The following is a 19,211-nucleotide window of genomic DNA, read 5'->3' on the forward strand; positions in this document are numbered from 1 at the left end:
CTTCCACCCGGCCCGCGCAATGTACCATACGAACTTCGGCCCGGTTAACTCGGCACCATGCGTCGGAGTGCTTATGCTTCGTGTACCGGCGAGCGGTCCAACCCCTTGCTGCGCGTTGCTAAATTCAGCCGCATCGGCACCTTCTCCACGGCCAGCTCCACCGGCACCGCACTCGCCTTCCCGACGATGCCTGAAGCGAGGCAGAGTCCCGGCCGGACCGTTGGTTCAATGTGACTATAAGTGATTGATTTTATTGAACTTACTTATCATCCATTGACCTGCCAAGTCCATGCACTTGGCACTGTACATAGACGGGGTGAAGGGGGGCGCGAGTTCGAAACCCGCCGTCCCGACCAAACAACAAGAAGAGAGGCAACGGGTTGGTAGCGAAAGCTGCCAACCCGTTTTTCATTGCCGTCTCCATTTCGGCTCGCCCGATGCGCTTGGCCAGCGGCGCCCCAGCCCATTTGTCGACGGGCTCTCGATATCCCTAGGGAAGCTGGCGCCAATTGGTAAGCCGCTGTCGTGCCCAGGCAATCAGACTTTTGCCGCTGCTCGAAGAATGCGTGCCATCCAACGAGCCTCCCGGAGACGACGACGATGAATGGCCTGATGATGCAGCGATCGCTGCTGGTTTCCTCCCTGCTTGTGCACGCCGAGCGCCACCATGGCGAGCAGCAGATCGTGTCGCGCCGCGTCGAGGGCGACATCCATCGCTACAGCTTCCGCGCGATGGCTGCGCGGGCACGCCGCGTCGCCAATATGCTGGGCGCGATGGGCCTCTCCGAGGGCGCCCGCGTCGGCACCCTGGCCTGGAACGGCTACCGCCATCTGGAGCTCTACTACGGTGTCTCCGGCGCCGGCCATGTGCTGCACACCTTGAACCCGCGCCTGCATCCGGACCAGATGGCCTGGATCGCCGACCATGCCGAGGACGAGGTGTTGTTCTTCGACCTCAGCTTCCTGCCGCTGATCGAGGCGATCGCGCCCAAGGTCAAGACGATCAAGCGCTTCGTCGCGCTGACCGACCGCGCCCATATGCCGGCCGCGAGCAAGATCGACGGTCTGCTCTGCTACGAGGAACTGCTGGAGGCCGCCAGCGACCAGTACGACTGGCCCGAATTCGACGAGAACCGTGCCAGCTCGCTGTGCTACACCAGCGGCACCACCGGCAATCCGAAGGGCGTGCTCTACAGCCATCGCTCGACCCTGCTGCACACCTATGCGGTGGCGCTGCCCGATTCGCTCAACTGCTCGGGCCGCGACACCATCCTGCCGGTCGTGCCGATGTTCCACGTCAACGCCTGGGGCCTGCCTTACGCGGCCTGCATGGTCGGCGCCAAGCTGGTGCTGCCGGGGCCGGGTCTTGACGGCAAGAGCCTGCACGAGCTGTTCGAGACCGAGGGCGTCACCGTCTCGGCCGGCGTGCCCACCGTCTGGCAGGGCTTGCTGAGCCATGTGGACGCCAACAATCTGAAGTTCTCGACGATGCGCCGCACCATCATCGGCGGCTCGGCCTGCCCGCCCGCGATGATGCGCGCCTTCCAGGAGAAGTACGCGGTCGAGGTGCTGCATGCCTGGGGCATGACCGAGATCAGCCCGCTGGGCACCTCCTGCGTGCTCAAGCGCCACCAGCTCGAGCTGCCCGAGGCCGAGCGCTATGCGATCCAGGCCAAGCAAGGCCGCGCGGTGTTCGGCGTCGACATGAAGATCGTCGGCGAGCAGGGCGAGGAACTGCCCTGGGACGGCAAGACGAGCGGCGAGCTGCTGGTGCGCGGCCCCTGGATCGTGTCCCAGTACCTGCGCGGCGATGGCGGCGAGGTGCTGGTCGACGGCTGGTTCCCGACCGGCGACGTCTGCACCATCGACGCCGAGGGCTTCATGCACATCACCGACCGCGCCAAGGACGTGATCAAGAGCGGCGGCGAATGGATCGGTTCGATCGACCTCGAGAACATCGCGATGGCCCATCCCGGCGTGGCGATGGCTGCCTGCATCGCCGCCAAGCATCCGAAATGGGACGAGCGCCCGCTGCTGGTCGTGGTCAAGAAGCCCGGCGCCGAACTGACGCGCGAATCGCTGCTGACCTTCTACGAAGGCAAGATCGCCAAGTGGTGGACGCCGGACGACGTCGTCTTCGTCGAGGCGATCCCGCTGGGCGCCACCGGCAAGATGCTCAAGCACCGCCTGCGCGAGCAGTTCCGCGACCACCAACTGCCGACGGCCTGAGGCCCGCGATGAGCACGGCATTGGCGATCGGCCGCTGGCCGGCGCGCACCCGCGCGCTGTTCCCGGGCGTCATGGCCTGCGGCGTGGTCGCCGCGGCCGCGACCTTTCTGTCCGAGCATTACGGCGCGCCGGTGATGCTGTTCGCCCTGCTGCTGGGCATGGCGATGAACTTCCTGTCGGGCGAGGGCGCCTGCGCCGCCGGCATCGGCTTCACCGCCCGCGAGGTGCTGCGCATCGGCGTCGCGCTGCTGGGCCTGCGCATCACGATCGCGCAGGTCGCCGCGCTCGGCTGGGGGCCGGTCGGCATCGTCGTCGCCTCGGTCGTCATCACCATCACCGTCTCGATGCTGGTGGCCAAGCTCCTGGGCTTCCAGTCCATCTTCGGCCTGCTGACCGGCGGCGCGACGGCGATCTGCGGCGCCTCGGCGGCGCTGGCCTTGTCGGCGGCGCTGCCGGCGCATCCGCAGAAGGAGCGCGCGACCCTGTTCACCGTGATCGGCGTCAGCGCGCTGTCGACCTTTGCGATGATCGCCTACCCGATGATCTGCAACGCGCTGGGTCTGTCGCCGAATGCGGCCGGCATCTTCCTCGGCGGCACCATCCACGACGTGGCCCAGGTTGTCGGCGCCGGCTACAGCCTGTCGCGCGAGACCGGCGACGTCGCGACCCTGGTCAAGCTGATGCGCGTCGCGATGCTCTTGCCGGTGATCGTGTTCGCCGCGGCGCTGACCCGTGCGCGCGGCGATGGCGGTGGCGGCGAGCGTCCGCCGCTGCTGCCCTGGTTCGCGGTCGGCTTCGCGCTGCTGGTGCTGATCAACAGCACCGGCTGGGTGCCCAAGAGCGTGCAGAGCCTGGGCAGCGAGATCTCGCGCTGGTGCCTGGTGGCGGCGATCGCCGGCATCGGCATGAAGACGCAGCTGAAGGACCTGGTGACGGTCGGCTTCAAGCCGGTCGCGCTGATGCTGGGCGAGACGATCTTCCTGGCCGGCCTGGTGCTGCTGCTGATGCGCTTCGCGGCCTGATCCAGAATCGAAGACCAAGAACGAACCGAGACTTCCCATGCACATGCCCCATGACGATGCCGGCGGCAGCGACGACTATCTGGTCAGCCGCTCGCAGGCCTGGTTTGCCTTCGCGATGACCTTCGGCCTGATGCTGTTCGATTACATCGATCGTCAGGTCATCGTCTCGCTGTTCCCCTATATGAAGGCCGACTGGGGCCTCTCCGACAAGCAGCTCGGCGGCCTGGTGTCGGTGATCTCGGTCGTGGTCGCGATCGGCGGCCTGCCGGTGGCCCTGCTGGCCGACCGCTTCAGCCGAGTCAAGAGCATCGTCGTGATGGCCACCGTCTGGAGCGTGGCGACGATCTCCTGCATGTTCAGCCGCAACTACGCCCAGCTGTTCGCCGCCCGCGCCCTGGTCGGCGCCGGCGAGGCCGGCTATGGCTCGGTCGGCGCGGCGCTGATCGCCAGCCTGTTCCCGCGCCGCCTGCGCGGTGCGCTGCTGGGTGCCTTCTTCGCCGCCGCCTCCCTGGGCTCGGTGCTGGGCGTGCTGCTGGGCGGCGCCATTGCGGCGCGCTGGGGCTGGCAGACGGCCTTCGGCGTCGTCGGCATCCCCGGCCTGGTGATGGCCCTGCTGTACCTGTTCGTGCGCGACTACAAGACGGTGGAGATCGTCAACCCCAGCGCCAGCGGCTCCTATGTCTCGGTCGGCACCCTGCTGCGCCGCACGGCCGCCACGCTGGCCGGCACCAAGACCCTGGTCTGGGCCTGCCTGGGCGCGGCGATGCAACTGATCGTCGTCTCCTCGATCTGGGCCTGGCTGCCCAGCTTCCTGAACCGCGTCCATGGCGTGCCGGCCGACCAGGCCTCGCGCCAGGCGGCCCTGGTCGTGCTGGCCGGCGCCATCGGCGGCTTCGTCTGGGGCCTGGTCGTCGACCGCATGTCCAAGAACCGCGCCCGCTTCCGTCTGCTGACGGTGGCCGCGCTGTGCCTGGTCAGCATGACGATCTTCCTGTTCGCCTTTGCCGGTTCGCTGGCGGGCTCCGCGCAGTTCGCGCTGATCGTGCTGGGCGGCTTCGCGATGACCTGCACGGTCGGCCCGATCTCGGCCGTCGTCGTCGACGTGATCCACCCGGCCGTGCGCTCGACCGGTGCCGCCGTGCTCTCGCTGGCGCAGAACCTCTTGGGCCTGGCCGTCGGCCCGGTGCTGACCGGCTGGCTGTCCGACCAATGGGGCCTGTCGCAGGCGCTGGCCGTCGTGCCGCTGTTCGGCCTGGCGGCGGCCGGCTTCTTCCTCTATGCGATGCGCAGCTACGAGTCCGATCTGCGCGCCGTCGCCAATATCCGCGTGCAGGCCGTCAGCGCCTGATCGTAATCCTGACATCACCACGAGGCATCACTCCATGAGCAGCAAGGCAATCCGCTTCTACGAAACCGGCGGTCCGGAGGTCCTGAAGTTCGAGACGGTCGAGGTCGGCGAGCCCGGTCCGGGCCAGGTGCGCGTGCGCCACACCGGCATCGCCGTCAACTTCATCGACATCTACTTCCGCACCGGACGCTATCCGGCGCCCCTGCCGAACGGTTTGGGATCCGACGCCGTCGGCGTCGTCGAGGCGGTCGGCCCGGACGTGTCCTTCCTGGCCGTCGGCGACCGCGTCGGCTATATGTTCGGCCCGCTGGGCGCCTATTCCGAGCGCCGCGTGATGCCGGCCGAGGTGCTGATCAAGATCCCCGACGGCATCGACGACGAGACGGCCTCGACCATCATCATGAAGGGCCTGACGGCGCAGTACCTGTTCCGCCAGGTCTTCCCGCTGAAGGGCGGCGAGACCATCCTTTACCACGCGGCGGCCGGTGGCGTCGGCCTGATCGCCTGCCAATGGGCGCGCGCGCTGGGCGTGACCATGATCGGCACGGTCGGCTCGGATGAGAAGGCCGAGATCGCCAAGGCCCATGGCTGCACCCATGTGATCAATTACAAGACCGAGAACTTCGTCGAGCGCGTCAAGGAGATCACCGGCGGCAAGGGCGTGCCGGTCGTCTACGACTCGGTCGGCAAGGACACCCTGGCCGGCTCGCTGGACTGCCTGCAAAAGCGCGGCACCCTGGTCTCCAACGGCACCAGCTCGGGCCCGGTCGTGATCGACACCATGCAGCTGGCCATCAAGGGTTCGATCTGGGTCACGCGCCCGGCCATGGTCGACTACGCGCTGCCGCGCCCGAACATGCTGAAGATGGCCGACGAGCTGTTCGACCTGGTGCTGGCCGGCAAGATCGTCAGCAAGCCGCAGCAGGTGTTCTCGCTGGCCGATGCGGCCGACGCGCATCGCGCGCTCGAGTCGCGCCAGACCGTCGGCGCGACGGTGCTGAAGCCTTGACGATGACGGCGGCCACCGCCATCCGCGTCGAGGTCTGGTTCGACCTGATCTGCCCCTGGTGCCTGATCGGCAAGCGCCAGCTCGAGCGGGCACTGGCCGACTTCGCGCGCCTGCAGCCGCGCACGCGCGTCGAGCTGCAATGGCGCTCGCAGGCGCTGCTGCCCGACATCCCGACCGGCGGCCTGCCTTTCGAGGCCTTCTATCTGCATCGCCTGGGCAGCGCCGCGGCGGTTGCCGCACGCCAGGAGCAGGTGCGCCAGGCCGGTCGCGCGGCCGGCCTCAGCTTCGACTTCGGCCGCATCCCGCGCATGCCCAACACGCTGGCGGCCCATGCGCTGATCGCCGATGCGCAGGAGCAATGCGAGGCGCTCGCCGTCGACGCCCTGATCGAGGCGCTGTTCGAGGCCCATTTCCAGCGCAGCCTGGACCTGGGCGACGAGTCGCTGCTGGACCAGCTCGCGCGCAGCCACGGCGTGGTGCGCAGCGCGGCTCGGCCCGCGCCGCGGCACCAGGTGCGGGGCGTGCCCTTCTTCGTCGTCGACCAGCGCCTGGCGCTGAGCGGCGCGCAGCCGGCCGAGCAGCTGCTGGATCTGCTGATGCAGGCCGGCGCGGCGCCGGTGGCTTTCGCCTAGGCCTCGCTCAGGCCTTCGCGCTGCGGCCCGCGGCGCGCGCCTGCGAGGGGCTGCGACCGAACTGGCCGGTGTACCAGCGCGAGAAGCCGCTGGGCGCGGAGAAGCCGAGCAGGGCCGCCACCTCGGTCAGCGGCCGGTCGCTGCCCAGCACATGGCGTTCGGCCAGCTCGACGCGCAACTCGTTGACCACGTCGGAAAAACTGGTGCCCTGCTCGGACAGGCGGCGCTGCACGGTGCGGCAGACGATGCCCAGATGCTGGGCCACCTGCTCGATCGAGCAACGGCCGCTGGGCAGCAGCAGCAGGGCGGTGCGGCGCACATCGTCGAGCATCGAGGCATCGTGCTGCTCGCGCAGGGTCAGCTCCAGCAGCTGCTGCGCATAGCGGGCCATCGCCGGGTCGGCCGAGGGGTTGGGCGTGTCCAGGTCCTGGCGCGCGCAGACGATGCCGTTGAAATCGTGGCGGAACTCGACGCAGGGGCCGAACACGCGCAGATGGGTGGCGATGTCCTGCGGCGCCACATGGGTGAAACAGATCCTGCGCGGCTGCCAGCGCGCGCCGAGGAACTGGCGCAGCACGCTCAGCATCACGCCGACGGTCAGCTCGATCGCCTGGCGCAGCGGCTGCACCTTGCCGACGACCAGGTCCACATGGATGACGACGACGCCGGCGCTTTCCTCGATGCCCAGCGACATCGCGCCGCTGAACAGCGGCTGGTAATAGCGCAGCAGCACGTTCAGCGAGTCGCGCAAGGTCGGCTGGTCGCGGATCAGGAGGCCCACCGGCCCCAGATTGCCGAGCTGGTTGCCGGCCTGGCGCGACTCGGCCATGCGCAGGCCGAAGGATTCGCAGCCGGACTGCGCGGCCGCCCGCTCGAGCAGCTCGGTGACGCGCTCGGACGAGATGTGAAGATCGGGTTCACGCAGCACGTCCGGCCCGAGGCCCACATCGGCCAGCAGGCGCAAGGGGTCCAGGCCCACGCTGCGCGCGACGTCGACGAAGTGGGTGAGACTGGCAGCACGGATCAGGGTTTGCATCAATAGGGCTGCTCGCTAGTGGCGCGAAATGATAAGTCTGCGTCTTCTGAAGTCAAGCATCGGCGGGGTCCTCCGCCCAATACTGCGCCACGCTCGCAGTTCTGCGCGGGCAAAGGAATGATGATGAGCCACAGCATCGACGGCGCACCGGCCGTTGTCCAAGCCGCCGCGCTGACGCGCAGCATCCGGGTCGAGCAGCTGACTTGCGCCATCGGCGCGGAGCTCTCCAATGTGAACCTCGGTGCCGCCTCGCGCGACCCCGGTCTGGTGGCCGAGATCCGCGCGCTGCTGCTGAAGCACCGCGTGCTCTTCTTCCGCGACCAGGACATCACGCGCGCCGAGCATGTCGCCTTTGCCCGCCACTTCGGCGAGCTGGAGGACCATCCGGTGGCCGGCTCCGATCCCGACAACCCGGGTCTGGTGCGCATCTACAAATCGCCCGAGCAGCCGAACGACCGCTACGAGAACGCCTGGCACACCGACGCGACCTGGCGCGAGCAGCCGCCCTTCGGCTGCGTGCTGCGCTGCGTCGAATGCCCGCCGGTCGGCGGCGACACGATGTGGGCCAATATGGTGCTGGCCTACGAGAAGCTGCCCGAGGACGTGAAGAGCCGGATCGCCGGCCTGCGCGCCCGCCACAGCATCGAGGCCAGCTTCGGCGCGGCGATGCCGGTCGAGAAGCGCCTGGGCCTGCATGCGCAGTTCCCCGATGCCGAGCACCCGGTCGTGCGCATCCACCCGGAGACCGGCGAGAAGGTGCTGTTCGTCAATGCCTTCACGACCCACTTCACGAACTTCCACACGCCCGAGAACGTGCGCTATGGCCAGGACTACACGCATGGCGGCAGCGATCTGCTGCGTTATCTGATCAGCCAGGCGGCGATCCCCGAGTACCAGGTGCGCTGGCGCTGGAAGCCGAACTCGATGGCCTTCTGGGACAACCGCAGCACCCAGCATTACGCGGTGATGGACTACCCGCCCTGCCACCGCAAGATGGAGCGCGCCGGCATCAAGGGCGACGCCACCTACTGAGCGCGCGCAGCGCAGCCTCCCGGCGCGGCGGCCGGCATACAGCCCGCCGCCGTTTTCCCTTTCTTCAGCCCCCACAAGGAGCCGCCCGATGCGGAACCTGAGCATTCGCACCCGCCTGCTGATCCTGGTCCTGGTGATGGCCGGCATGCTGCTGCTGGCCGTCATCGCCAATCTGCTGCGCCAGCGCCAGTCCAGCGAGGCCATGCACGGCTTGGTCGTCGAGCGCATCGTCGCGCTGCGCAAGCTCAAGCAGGTGTCCGATGTCTATGCCGACCGCATCGGCGACGCGGCGCGCAAGGCGGTCAATGGTGCGATCGAGGTGCCGCAGGCGCTGCGCCAGCTCGACGAGTCGCGCCAGGCCGCCAACACGGCCTGGAAGGCCTATGAGGGCGGGCTGAGCCAGGACGACGAGCGCCAGCTGGCCGGCCAGGTGCAGGCCGCGATGCAGACGGCCGAGCCGAGACTGGCCGAGCTGCGCGATGCCCTGCAGAACGAGCGCCTGGTCGCCCTGCGCGATCTGGCCGATCAGCCGCTGGACGCCGCCGTGCGGCCGGTCGTCGCGGCGATCGACCGGCTGATCGCCCTGCAGCTCGACGATGCCGAGCGCCGCGACGAGGCCGAGCGCGCCGGCTACGAGGCGGCCAGGCTGCGCAATATCGTCATCACCGTGCTAGTGCTGGCGGTGCTGGGCGCGTTGGCCCACAACATCCTGCGCTCCATCGTCGATCCGCTGCGCGCGGCGGTGCGCATGGCCGAGCAGGTCGCCTCCGGCGATCTGCGCCTGAACCAGACCGTCAGCAGCGCCGGCGACGAGACCGGCCAGCTGATCCGCGCGATGCAGCGCATGGCCGAGCAGCTGGCCGAGCTGGTGCGCCAGGTGCGCGATGGCAGCGAGAGCATCGCCACCGGCAGCGCGCAGATTGCCGCCGGCAATGCCGACCTGAGCCAGCGCACCGAGCAGACCGCCTCCAATCTGCAGCAGACCGCCGCCGCGATGGAGCAGCTGACCGGCACCGTGCAGAACAATAACGAGACCGCGCGCCAGGCCGCGCAGCTGGCCGGCGGCGCCTCGGGCGCGGCGCGCCAGGGCGGCGAGTTGATGGAACGCGTGGTCGGCACCATGGGCGAGATCAGCGCCAGCTCGCGCCGCATCGTCGACATCATCGGCACCATCGACGGGATCGCGTTCCAGACCAACATCCTCGCGCTGAACGCGGCCGTCGAGGCGGCGCGCGCCGGCGAGCAGGGGCGCGGCTTTGCCGTCGTCGCCGGCGAGGTGCGCGCGCTGGCGCAGCGCTCGGCCGAGGCGGCGCGCGAGATCAAGGCCCTGATCGGCGCCAGCGTCGACACCGTCGAGAGCGGCGGCGTGCTGGTCGGCGATGCCGGCCGCACCGTCAGCGACGTGGTGCTGCAGGTGCAGCGCGTGACCGAGCTGATCGACGCGATCAGCGCCGCCAGCGAATCGCAGACCCAGGGCATCGCCCAGGTCGGCGAGGCGGTGGGGCAGCTCGACCAGGTCACGCAGCAGAACAGCGCGCTGGTCGAGCAGAGCGCCGCCGCGGCCGAAAGCCTGCGCCAGCAGGCCGAGCAGCTGAACGCGACGGTGGCGCGCTTCCGCCTCTGAGCACGCCGCGCGCGGCGCTTCGCCCGCAAGCGGGGGGATGCCCCCCGCTTCGGCCCGATGGCAAGCTGCCGCCGGGCCTGGTGGCGCCTTTTTCACGCGCTCGACTTAGACGAATTTCCGCAAAGCATTGATGCGCCTGCGCCAAGTGCCTGAAATGCCTGGGAAAACAGCGCCGGGCACTGGCAAGCGCTGAGCCCGCCCCCCCCAGCCAAGAGGGGGGCAATAACGGGGGGCGACTCCCAGAATTTCCTCGTGATCCATGGCATCGACGCGGCTGTCCGCGGCGAGCGACGACCCACCAAACCGCGGAGACAACGTGAGCCACAAGTCCCTTCCTCTCAGCCTGCGCCTCAGCCCCCTGGCCCTGGCTCTGCTGGCCTGCTCGGCCGGCGCCTTCGAGATCGAAACCGGCAATCAGGACCTGTCGGTCCGTTTCGACAACACGGTGCGCCTGAACTACGCGCAGCGCGTCGAGAGCCGCGACAGCAAGATCGGCAATTCGCCGATCGCCGACGAAGGCACCTACAGCTTCGACCGCGGTGACGCCGTCGCCGAGCGCATCGACCTGCTGACCGAGCTGGACATCGTCTACAAGAAGCGCTTCGGCGCCCGCTTCAGCGGTACCGCCTGGCGCGACTTCGCCTACGACGGCAACAGCCGTCGCAACCCGGCCGCTTCGCCGCTGTACACGCCGAGCTATGTCGGCCAGAAGTACAGCAAGTACGTCAACCGCTTCTACCAGGGTGGTTCGGGCGAGGTGATGGACGCCTTCGTGTTCGGTGGTGTCGACATCGGCGACGTGCCGGTGCAGGCCAAGCTGGGTCGCCACACCGTCTACTGGGGCGAGTCGCTGCTGCTGGGCGGCAATATGCACGGCATCGCCTATTCGCAGAATCCGCTGGACCTGCAGAAGGGTTTCGCCACGCCGGGCACCGAGGCCAAGGAGCTGTTCCGCCCGCTGAACCAGTTCTCGGTCCAGGCCCAGGTCACCGACACGCTGTCGCTGGCCGCGCAATACATGCTCGAGTGGGAATCGTTCCGCTACCCCGAGGGTGGCACCTATCTCGGCCCGGTCGACTTCGCCTTCAACGGCCCGAACGGTCAGATCAACGCGCAGCTGGGCTTCATCGCCAACGGCGGCGAGGTCGCGCCCAAGCAGCGCGGCGAATGGGGCCTGGCCGCCCGCTGGAGCCCCGAGTGGCTGGACGGCACGCTGGGCTTCTATGTGCGTGACTACGCCGACAAGATGCCGCAGGCCCTGATCACCAACCCGGTGCCGGGCAAGGGCGTCTACAACCTGATCTACGCCGACGACATCATGCTGTACGGCGTCAGCCTGGCCAAGAACATCGGCGGCGTCAGCGTCGGCACCGAGCTGTCCTTCCGCCGCAACACGCCGCTGTCCACGCAGACGCTGGGCATCGCGCCGGGCCTGCCGGCGCAAGGGCAGACCAAGGGCGCGCGCGGCGACACCACCCACTTCCTGATCAATATGCTGGGTGTGATCGCCAAGACGCCGATCTTCGACACCGCCTCCTGGGCGGCCGAGGTGACCTGGTCCGAATACACCAAGGTGCGCAGCGGCGCCAACCTGTTCAACGCGATCGGCGCCGGCTACGCGGCCGCCTGCAATGCGCCGGGCGTGGACAAGTGGAACGGCTGCACGACCAAGTCCTATACCGGCCTGGGCCTGGGCTTCACCCCGACCTGGTTCCAGGTCTTGCCCGGCGTCGACCTGTCGGCCCCGATCACCGCCTCGGTCGGCCTGCGCGGCAATGCCGCCACCACCTTCGGCGGCAACGAGGAGATGGGCAATTACAGCCTGGGCCTGGGCGCCGACGTGTTCCAGAAGTATCGTTTCGACCTGAAGTACATCGACTACTTCGGTCGCACCAAGGACAACGGCACCGCCGTGACCGCGCAGAACGGCTTCACCACCTTGCTGAAGGACCGCGGCTTCGTGAGCCTGACCTTCAAGACCACTTTCTGAGGAGCACAGCGATGAATCAATTCAAGCTCACCGCCCTGACCGTGCTGATGGCCGCCGGCAGCCTGCCGGCCCTGGCCGCCGTCAGCGCCGACGAGGCCAAGCAGCTCGGCACGACCTTGACCGCCGTGGGCGCCGACAAGAGCGCCAACAAGGACGGCACCATTCCGGCCTATACCGGCGGCAACACTACGCTGCCGGCCGGCTTCAAGGCCGGTGACGGCATCCGCCCGAACCCCTTCGCCGCCGACAAGCCGCGCGTCTCGATCGACGCCAAGAACATGGCCCAGTTCAGCGGCCAACTGACCGAGGGCACCAAGGCGCTGATGCAGAAGTACCCGAGCTTCCGCGTCGACGTCTACCCGACCCAGCGCAGCGTCGCCTTCCCGAAGTGGGTGACCGACAACACCGCCAAGAACGCGGTCAAGGCCAAGACGACGAACGAGGGCCGCAGCATCCAGGAGGCCCACGCCGGCTTCCCCTTCCCGATGCCCAAGACCGGCTACGAGGCGATGTGGAACCATCTGCTGCGCTTCAACGGCCCGGCCTACGAGGCCAAGTACCGCAATCTGACCGTCGACGCCAGCGGCCGCGCCAATCTGGCGACCGAGGGCATGAGCGTGCAGGAGTACCCGTTCTGGGACAACAGCAAGCAGAGCGCCGACACCTACTGGCGCCTGAAGCTGACCTATAGCGGCCCGGCCCGTCGCGCCGGCGAAGGCCTCTTGATCGTCGACCCGCTGGACGCCGGCGCCAAGGAGCGCCGCGCCTGGAGCTATCTGCCGGGCCAGCGCCGCACCAAGGTCGCGCCGGACCTGAGCTTCGACACCCCGAACCCGGGCACGGCCGGTGCGTCGACCTTCGACGACACCTTCATCTTCAACGGCTCGATGGACCGCTTCGACTTCAAGCTGGTGGGCAAGAAGGAGATGATCGTTCCCTACAACGCCTACCAGGCCGTCTACGGCGCCAAGCAGGACGATCTGCTCAAGCCCAAGCACCTGAATCCGGATCTGGTGCGCTGGGAGCTGCACCGCGTCTGGGTCGTCGAGGCGACGCTGCGCGAAGGCAAGCGCCATATCTACAGCAAGCGCACCTTCTACCTGGACGAGGATTCGTGGGCGGCCGTCGCCTCGGATGCCTATGACGCGCGCGGCCAGCTCTACCGTGCCGGCTTCGCCTATATGGCTCCGAGCTACGATCTGCCGGCTCCGTACACCGATATGTTCAGCCACTACGATCTGATCGGCGGCGTCTACGCGGTGACGGGCTTCATCGCCGAGACCGGCGGCCTGCGCCACACCAAGCCGCTGCCCGAGCGCGAGTGGACGGCCGATTCGCTGGCCGGTTCCGGCGTGCGCTGAGCAAGCCGCCCCTGCAGTACCGGAGTTCGAGCATGAAACGAAGCTTCGTTCATCGATCCCTGGGCTTGTTGAGCCTGGGAGTGGCGCTGGCGGCGCTTGCCGCCGGCGACAACAAGAGCGGCTTTCGCGACGTGCTCGACACGCCGGCGCAGCAGAGCGCGCTGGCGCCGCGCGCGCCGCTGTCCGGCCTGGCCCAGGCCGGCGAGCGGATCGTGGCGGCCGGCCAGCGCGGCCACATCCTCTGGACCGACGACGCCGGCGCCCATTGGCAGCAGGCGCAGGTGCCGGTCAGCTCGGACCTGCTGGCGCTGAGCTTCCCGACGCCGCAGCAGGGCTGGGCGGTCGGCCATGACGGCGTGATCCTGGCCAGCAGCGATGCCGGCAAGACCTGGACCCGCCAGCTCGACGGCCGCCAGCTCGGCGCGCAGATGGTGGCCTTCTACGAAAAGCGCCTGGCCGAGTCGCCCAAGGAGGCGGAGCAGCGCGCGCTCGAGGCGGCGCTGGCCGAGGCCAAGCGTTTCGCCGCCCAGGGCGCCGAGACGCCGCTGCTGGACGTCTGGTTCGCCGATGCGCGCCAGGGCTATGCGGTCGGCGCCTTCGGCCTGTTCCTGCAGACCCGCGACGGCGGCCAGCACTGGGAGCCGCTGCAGCATCTGGTCGAAAACCCCAAGGCCCTGCACCTGTATGCGGTGCGCGGCATCGCCGGCAGCGTCTACGCGGTCGGCGAGCAGGGCCTGGCCCTGAAACTCGATCCGGCCAGCGGCCGCTTCGAGGCCCTGAACATGCCCTACCAGGGCACCCTGTTCGGCATCAACGGCGATGCCGGGCTGCTGCTGGTCCATGGCTTGCGCGGCAATGCGCTGCGCAGCATCGACGGCGGCCGCAGCTGGACCGCCGTGCCCAGCGGTCTGCAGGTCGGCCTGACCGCCAGCGCCCGCGCCGCCGACGGCAGCTGGCTGTTGGCCAGCCAGTCCGGCCATGTGCTGGCCAGCCGCGACCAGGCGCAGAGCTTCCAGCCGCTGAAGCTCGAGCGCATGATGCCCGCTTCGGCGCTGATCGGCGCCGGCCCGCGTGGCCTGGTGATGGTCGGCCCGCGCGGCGCCCAGGCCATCCCGCTGCCCTGATGCCCAGCGGCCCCGGCCGCCGCCGCCCGACCCGCGCGGCAGCGCCCCCGGCGCCCCGACCGAAGGATTGACGACTCATGCACGCCCCGACCACCGCTGAGCTGAAGCTGCCCGCTTCGCTCGACCAATTCGATCACCGCTCCGGCTCGCTGCTGGAGCGGCTGGTGTTCAACAACCGTCTCGGCGTGCTGCTGGCCTGCCTGCTGGTGACGCTCGTGCTCGGCTTCGTCGCGGCCACCAAGCTGCGCCTGAACGCCAGCTTCGAGAAGATGATCCCGCGCAGCCACCCCTACATCCAGAACTACCTGGAGAACAAGGTCGAGCTGCGCGGCCTGGGCAACTCGCTGCGCATCGTCGTCGCCAATCCGGACGGCGACATCTTCGACGCCAAGTACCAGGACACGCTCAAGCAGATCCACGACGAGCTCTTCCTGCTGCCCGGCGTCGACCGCAGCTGGCTGAAGTCGCTGTGGGCGCCGGGCGTGCGCTGGAACGAGGTGACCGAGGAGGGCTTCCGCGGCGGCCCGGTGATGCCGGACAACTACAAGGGCTCGCCGGCGGATACCGAGCAGCTGCGCGCCAATATCGCGCGCTCCGGCATCGTCGGCAATCTGGTTGGCACCGACTTCAAGTCCAGCATGCTGCTGGTGCCGCTGCTGGACCAGGACAGCGCCAGCGGCAAGCCGCTGGACTACCGCGCGCTGTCGGCCTCGATCGAGCAGCTGCGGCAGAAGTACGAGGCGCAGGGCAAGGTCAAGGTCCATGTGATCGGCTTCGCCAAGCTGGTCGGCGATCTGATCGACGGCCTCTACCAGGTCGCGCTGTATTTCGCGCTGGCCGCGGCGGTCGCGGCCGCCATCATCTACATCTACACCCGCTGCCTGCGCAGCACCGCGCTGGTGATCGCCTGCTCGCTGGTGGCCGTGCTGTGGCAGCTGGGCCTGGTGGCCGCGCTCGGCTTCGAGCTCGACCCCTACTCGATCCTCGTGCCCTTCCTGGTCTTCGCCATCGGCGTCAGCCATGGCGCGCAGAAGATGAACGGCATCATGCAGGACATCGCGCGCGGCGCGCATCGCCTGGTCGCTGCCCGCTTCACCTTCCGCCGCCTGTTCCTGGCCGGCCTCACCGCGCTGCTGGCCGACGCGGTCGGCTTCGGCGTGCTGATGGTGATCGACATCGAGGTGATCAAGGACCTGGCGCTGACCGCCAGCCTCGGCGTCGCCGTGCTGATCTTCACCAATCTGCTGCTGCTGCCGGTGCTGCTGAGCTATGTGGGCGTCAGCCCCAAGGCCGCCGCCCGCGCGCTGGCCGCCGAGCAGAAGGGCACTACGAACACCGGCGTCTGGGCCGCGATCGAGCGCTTCGTCGAGCGCCGCTGGGCGCTGCCGACGCTGATCGTCTCGCTGCTGCTGCTGGTCGGCGGCTGGCTGGTCAGCCGCCATCTGCAGATCGGCGACCTCGACCCGGGCGCGCCCGAACTGCGCGCCGACTCGCGCTACAACCGCGACAACGCCTATGTGACCAGCCACTACAGCCTGTCCAGCGACACCTTCGCCGTCATCGTCAAGACGCCGGCCGAGGGCTGCCTGAAGTACGAGACCCTGGTCGAGGCCGACCGCCTGGCTTGGCAGCTGCAGCAGATCCCCGGCGTGCAGACGACGGTGGCGCTGACCAATGCGGTGCGCCAGATCACCGCCGGCAGCAACGAGGGCAATCCCAAGTGGCTGACCCTGACGCGCAACCAGGACGTGCTGAACTACGCCGCCCAGCAGGCCAGCGTCAACAACCCCGATCTGTTCAACACCAACTGCTCGGTGATGCCGGTGATCGCCTATCTGTCCGACCACCGCGCCGACACGCTGGCGCGCGTCGCCGCCTCGGCCGAGGCCTTCGCCGGCGAGCACAGCGCGCCCGAGCGCCAGTTCCTGCTGGCGGCCGGCAGCGCCGGCATCGAGGCGGCCACCAATGTCGTCGTCAAGAAGGCCTGGACCCAGATGCTGCTGCTGGTCTACGGCGCGGTCGCGCTGCTGTGCTTCATCACCTTCCGCAGCTGGCGCGCGGTCGTCGTCGCGGTGCTGCCGCTGATCCTGACCTCGGTGCTGTGCGAGGCGCTGATGGTGGCCCTGGGCATCGGCGTCAAGGTCGCGACCTTGCCGGTGATCGCGCTGGGCGTGGGCATCGGCGTCGACTACGCGCTCTACCTGCTGTCGGTGCAGCTGGCCCAGCAGCGCCGTGGCGCCAGCCTGCGCGAGGCCTACCGGATTTCGCTGCAGTTCACCGGCAAGGTGGTCGTGCTGGTCGGCGTGACCCTGGCCGCCGGCGTCGTCACCTGGGCGCTGAGCCCGATCAAGTTCCAGGCCGATATGGGCATCCTGCTGGCCTTCATGTTCGTCTGGAACATGGTCGGCGCCGTGCTGCTGATCCCCGCGCTGTCGCACTGGCTGCTGCCGGGCAAGGCGCAGCAGGCCGCATCCGGCCACGCCTAAGGTATTCTCCGCCTTGGTGAGGTGGGGCATCGCGATGCCCCGCCGCTGACGAGCCGCGCAAGGCGGCCTGCCCAGGGAGATTGCATGGCGGATCGCCGCGTCGGCTGGATTCTCGTCGCGAGTGTGGGCCTGCTGCTGAGCAGCGGCCTGTATCTGCTGGCGCAGCAGCGCGACAGCATCCAGCGCAATGCGGCGGCCAGCGCCCTGGACGTCGCCCGCGGCCTCGAAGCCTCGATCTCGGCGCGGCTGCTGCAGTCGGTCGCCAGCCTGCGCGGCATGGTCGCCGACCTGGCCGACGATCCGGGGCCCGCCGAGCGCATCGAGCAGGTGCTGCGCACCGCCTCCCGCTACGACCCGCTGTCGGCCTGGCTGGGCTGGACCGATGAGCAGGGTCGGGTCTTGATGGTCGACCGCGCCGGCGCGCGCGCCTCGCCGGCACAGGAAAAGGCGCTGGCCGCCCTGCTGGAGCAGCCGCCGGCGCAGGGCGTCGGCCTGCAGCCGCTGATCCAGATGCCCGGCGAGGAGCAATGGCTGATGCCGCTGAGCCTGCGCGTCGACGCGCGCAGCCAGGTGTTCGCGCTGGTTCGCGCGGCGCGCTTCGCCGACGGTGCCGAAAGTCTCAAGCTGCTGCCGGACAGCCGCGTCGCCCTGGTCGCTGCCGACGGCCGGCGGCTGCTGCGCTTCGGCAATGCCGGAGGCCGGCTGGAGGCCAACGGACCGCCGCTCTCGCCCGAGCGCATGGGGGAGCTGCGGACGCGCTCCAGCGGCACCTTGCGCTTCGACAGCGCGCTGTACCCGGGTCAGCAACTGGCCGGTTATGTGCAGAGCGCCAGCCTGCCGCTTTATGTGGCCGTCGTCCTGCCCGAATCGGCGCTCGATGCGCTGTGGCTGCGCGATCTGATCGGCCCGGGACTGGTGCTGCTGATCGGTCTGGGCGGCATCGTCGTCTTCGCCGTGCTGCTGCGGGGGGCGCTGCGCAAGCAGCAGCAGGCGCTGGAGCGCCAGCGCTATCTGGCCGAGCACGACGCGCTGACCGGCCTGCTGAACCGCGACACCTTCTGGCGCCGGCTGGCCGAGATGATCGACCGGTCCGGCGGCCGCCGCGTCGGCGTCGTGCTCTTCGATCTGGACAACTTCAAGGCGATCAACGAGACGCTGGGCCATGTGGTCGGCGACCAGGTGCTGGTCGAGATCGGCCGGCGCCTGCAGCAGCTGGCCGCCTCGCAAGGCCTGCTGGTGGCCCGCGTCGGCGGCGACGAGTGGAGCGTGGCCGCCGGCGATGTCGAGGACCGGGCCAGCGTCGAGCGGCTGCTGGCCCGGCTCGACGCGGACCTCGGCCAGGGTCTGCGGGTCGACGAGCTGGAGCTCGAGCTGAGCTCGACGATGGGCATCGCGCTGTGCCCCGACGATGCGCAGAACGCGCTGGACCTGCTGCGCCGCGCCGACATCGCGCTGCACGCGGCCAAGGACGAGATGAAGCGCGTCGTCCGCTACGAGCCGGCAATGGACCAGTTCAGTGCCGAGGCGCTGGCCCTGCGCTCGGAGTTCGCCCGTGCGCTGCGCGAGGATGCGCTGGAGCAGGTCTACCAGCCCAAGGTGCGGCTGAGCGACGGCGCGCTGGTCGGCGTCGAGGCGCTGGCGCGCTGGACCCATCCGCAGCGCGGACCGATCCCGCCGGCGCGTTTCGTGCCGCTGGCCGAGAACTCCGAGCTGATCCATGCCTTCAGCCGCGCCATGCTGGGCCTCGCCCTGGCCCAGGCGGCGCGCTGGCGCGACGCCGGCCACCGCGTGCCGGTGGCGGTCAATATCAGCGCCAACAATCTGCTCGATGCCGGTTTCGTGGAGATGCTGCGCGCGCTGCTGGAGCAGCACCGGCTGGCGCCCGATCTGCTGGAGCTCGAGGTGACCGAGAGCGCGGTGATGCGCCATGCCGATCTGGCGTTACGCCGGCTGCAGGCGCTGCGCGAGCTGGGCATCAAGCTGTCGATCGACGATTTCGGCACCGGCTATGCGTCGCTGTCCTATCTGAAGCGGCTGCCGGTGCAGGCGCTGAAGATCGATCAGGTCTTCGTGCGTGAGGTCGAGCGCGACGATGCCGACCAGCGCATCGTGCGCAGCTCGATCCAGCTGGCCCATGGCTTCGGCATGGTCGTCGTCGCCGAGGGCGTCGAAACCCAGGCCGCCGCCGATCTGCTGCAGGCCTATGGCTGCGACTTCGCGCAGGGCTACCACTACGCCCGCCCGCTGCCGGCGGCGGAGGTCGAGGCGAAATGGTTGTCGGGGGCCTCAGCGGCGGCCTGAGGGCGTCCGCCTCTTTT

The 19,211-nt window shown here is 69.0% G+C and carries 13 protein-coding genes; 12 read left to right on the forward strand and 1 reads right to left on the reverse strand.

The window, feature by feature from the left end; all coding sequences use genetic code 11:
- The first annotated feature begins 600 nt into the window (after positions 1 to 600).
- Genes QWJ38_RS21815 through QWJ38_RS21835 form a run of 5 tightly spaced genes read left to right on the forward strand, consistent with a single transcriptional unit; the run spans position 601 to position 6,240 of the window.
- The gene (locus QWJ38_RS21815) at positions 601 to 2,229 is read left to right on the forward strand and encodes a 3-(methylthio)propionyl-CoA ligase (RefSeq protein WP_290361245.1); all 1,629 of its coding nucleotides are present in this window, start codon (positions 601 to 603) and stop codon (positions 2,227 to 2,229) included.
- Between the two features lie 8 nt (positions 2,230 to 2,237).
- Complete coding sequence (locus QWJ38_RS21820; protein ID WP_290361246.1) at positions 2,238 to 3,251, forward strand: YeiH family protein; 1,014 nt, start codon at positions 2,238 to 2,240, stop codon at positions 3,249 to 3,251.
- Between the two features lie 37 nt (positions 3,252 to 3,288).
- Positions 3,289 to 4,599, forward strand: coding sequence for an MFS transporter (locus tag QWJ38_RS21825; protein ID WP_290361247.1), 1,311 nt, complete (start codon positions 3,289 to 3,291; stop codon positions 4,597 to 4,599).
- A 34-nt stretch (positions 4,600 to 4,633) separates the two neighbouring features.
- A complete protein-coding gene (locus QWJ38_RS21830; protein WP_290361248.1) occupies positions 4,634 to 5,608 on the forward strand; it encodes a quinone oxidoreductase family protein in 975 nt (324 codons plus the stop codon).
- A gap of 2 nt (positions 5,609 to 5,610) precedes the next feature.
- Positions 5,611 to 6,240, forward strand: coding sequence for a DsbA family oxidoreductase (locus QWJ38_RS21835; protein WP_290361249.1), 630 nt, complete (start codon positions 5,611 to 5,613; stop codon positions 6,238 to 6,240).
- 7 nt (positions 6,241 to 6,247) lie between these two features.
- Here QWJ38_RS21835 and QWJ38_RS21840 read toward each other — a convergent pair whose 3' ends face one another.
- Positions 6,248 to 7,276 carry an AraC family transcriptional regulator gene (locus tag QWJ38_RS21840; RefSeq protein WP_290361250.1) on the reverse strand — a complete coding sequence of 343 codons (1,029 nt, stop codon included), beginning with the start codon at positions 7,274 to 7,276 and terminating at the stop codon, positions 6,248 to 6,250.
- Between the two features lie 123 nt (positions 7,277 to 7,399).
- On the opposite strand from QWJ38_RS21840, the gene QWJ38_RS21845 reads away from it, so the two are divergent.
- The 7 genes from QWJ38_RS21845 (at position 7,400) to QWJ38_RS21875 (ending at position 19,194) form a co-directional block, all read left to right on the forward strand.
- Complete coding sequence (locus QWJ38_RS21845; protein WP_290361251.1) at positions 7,400 to 8,308, forward strand: TauD/TfdA dioxygenase family protein; 909 nt, start codon at positions 7,400 to 7,402, stop codon at positions 8,306 to 8,308.
- A gap of 88 nt (positions 8,309 to 8,396) precedes the next feature.
- On the forward strand, positions 8,397 to 9,932 hold the full coding sequence (locus QWJ38_RS21850; RefSeq protein ID WP_290361252.1) for a methyl-accepting chemotaxis protein: 1,536 nt from the start codon (positions 8,397 to 8,399) through the stop codon (positions 9,930 to 9,932).
- A 316-nt stretch (positions 9,933 to 10,248) separates the two neighbouring features.
- On the forward strand, positions 10,249 to 11,922 hold the full coding sequence (locus tag QWJ38_RS21855; RefSeq protein ID WP_290361253.1) for a DUF1302 domain-containing protein: 1,674 nt from the start codon (positions 10,249 to 10,251) through the stop codon (positions 11,920 to 11,922).
- Between the two features lie 11 nt (positions 11,923 to 11,933).
- Entirely contained in the window at positions 11,934 to 13,283 is a 1,350-nt protein-coding gene (locus QWJ38_RS21860; RefSeq protein WP_290361254.1) for a DUF1329 domain-containing protein, read from the forward strand.
- Positions 13,284 to 13,315: 32 nt separating this feature from the next.
- Positions 13,316 to 14,407, forward strand: a complete 1,092-nt coding sequence (locus tag QWJ38_RS21865; protein WP_290361255.1) for a WD40/YVTN/BNR-like repeat-containing protein — start codon at positions 13,316 to 13,318, stop codon at positions 14,405 to 14,407.
- A gap of 77 nt (positions 14,408 to 14,484) precedes the next feature.
- Positions 14,485 to 16,893: an efflux RND transporter permease subunit gene (locus QWJ38_RS21870; RefSeq protein ID WP_290361256.1), complete on the forward strand. Its 2,409-nt coding sequence runs from the start codon at positions 14,485 to 14,487 to the stop codon at positions 16,891 to 16,893.
- Positions 16,894 to 16,977: 84 nt separating this feature from the next.
- Positions 16,978 to 19,194, forward strand: coding sequence for a putative bifunctional diguanylate cyclase/phosphodiesterase (locus QWJ38_RS21875; RefSeq protein ID WP_290361257.1), 2,217 nt, complete (start codon positions 16,978 to 16,980; stop codon positions 19,192 to 19,194).
- Positions 19,195 to 19,211 lie beyond the last annotated feature (17 nt).

Origin of the sequence: Roseateles violae, from assembly GCF_030410485.1 — a bacterium.
Lineage (GTDB): Bacteria > Pseudomonadota > Gammaproteobacteria > Burkholderiales > Burkholderiaceae_C > Roseateles_D > Roseateles_D violae.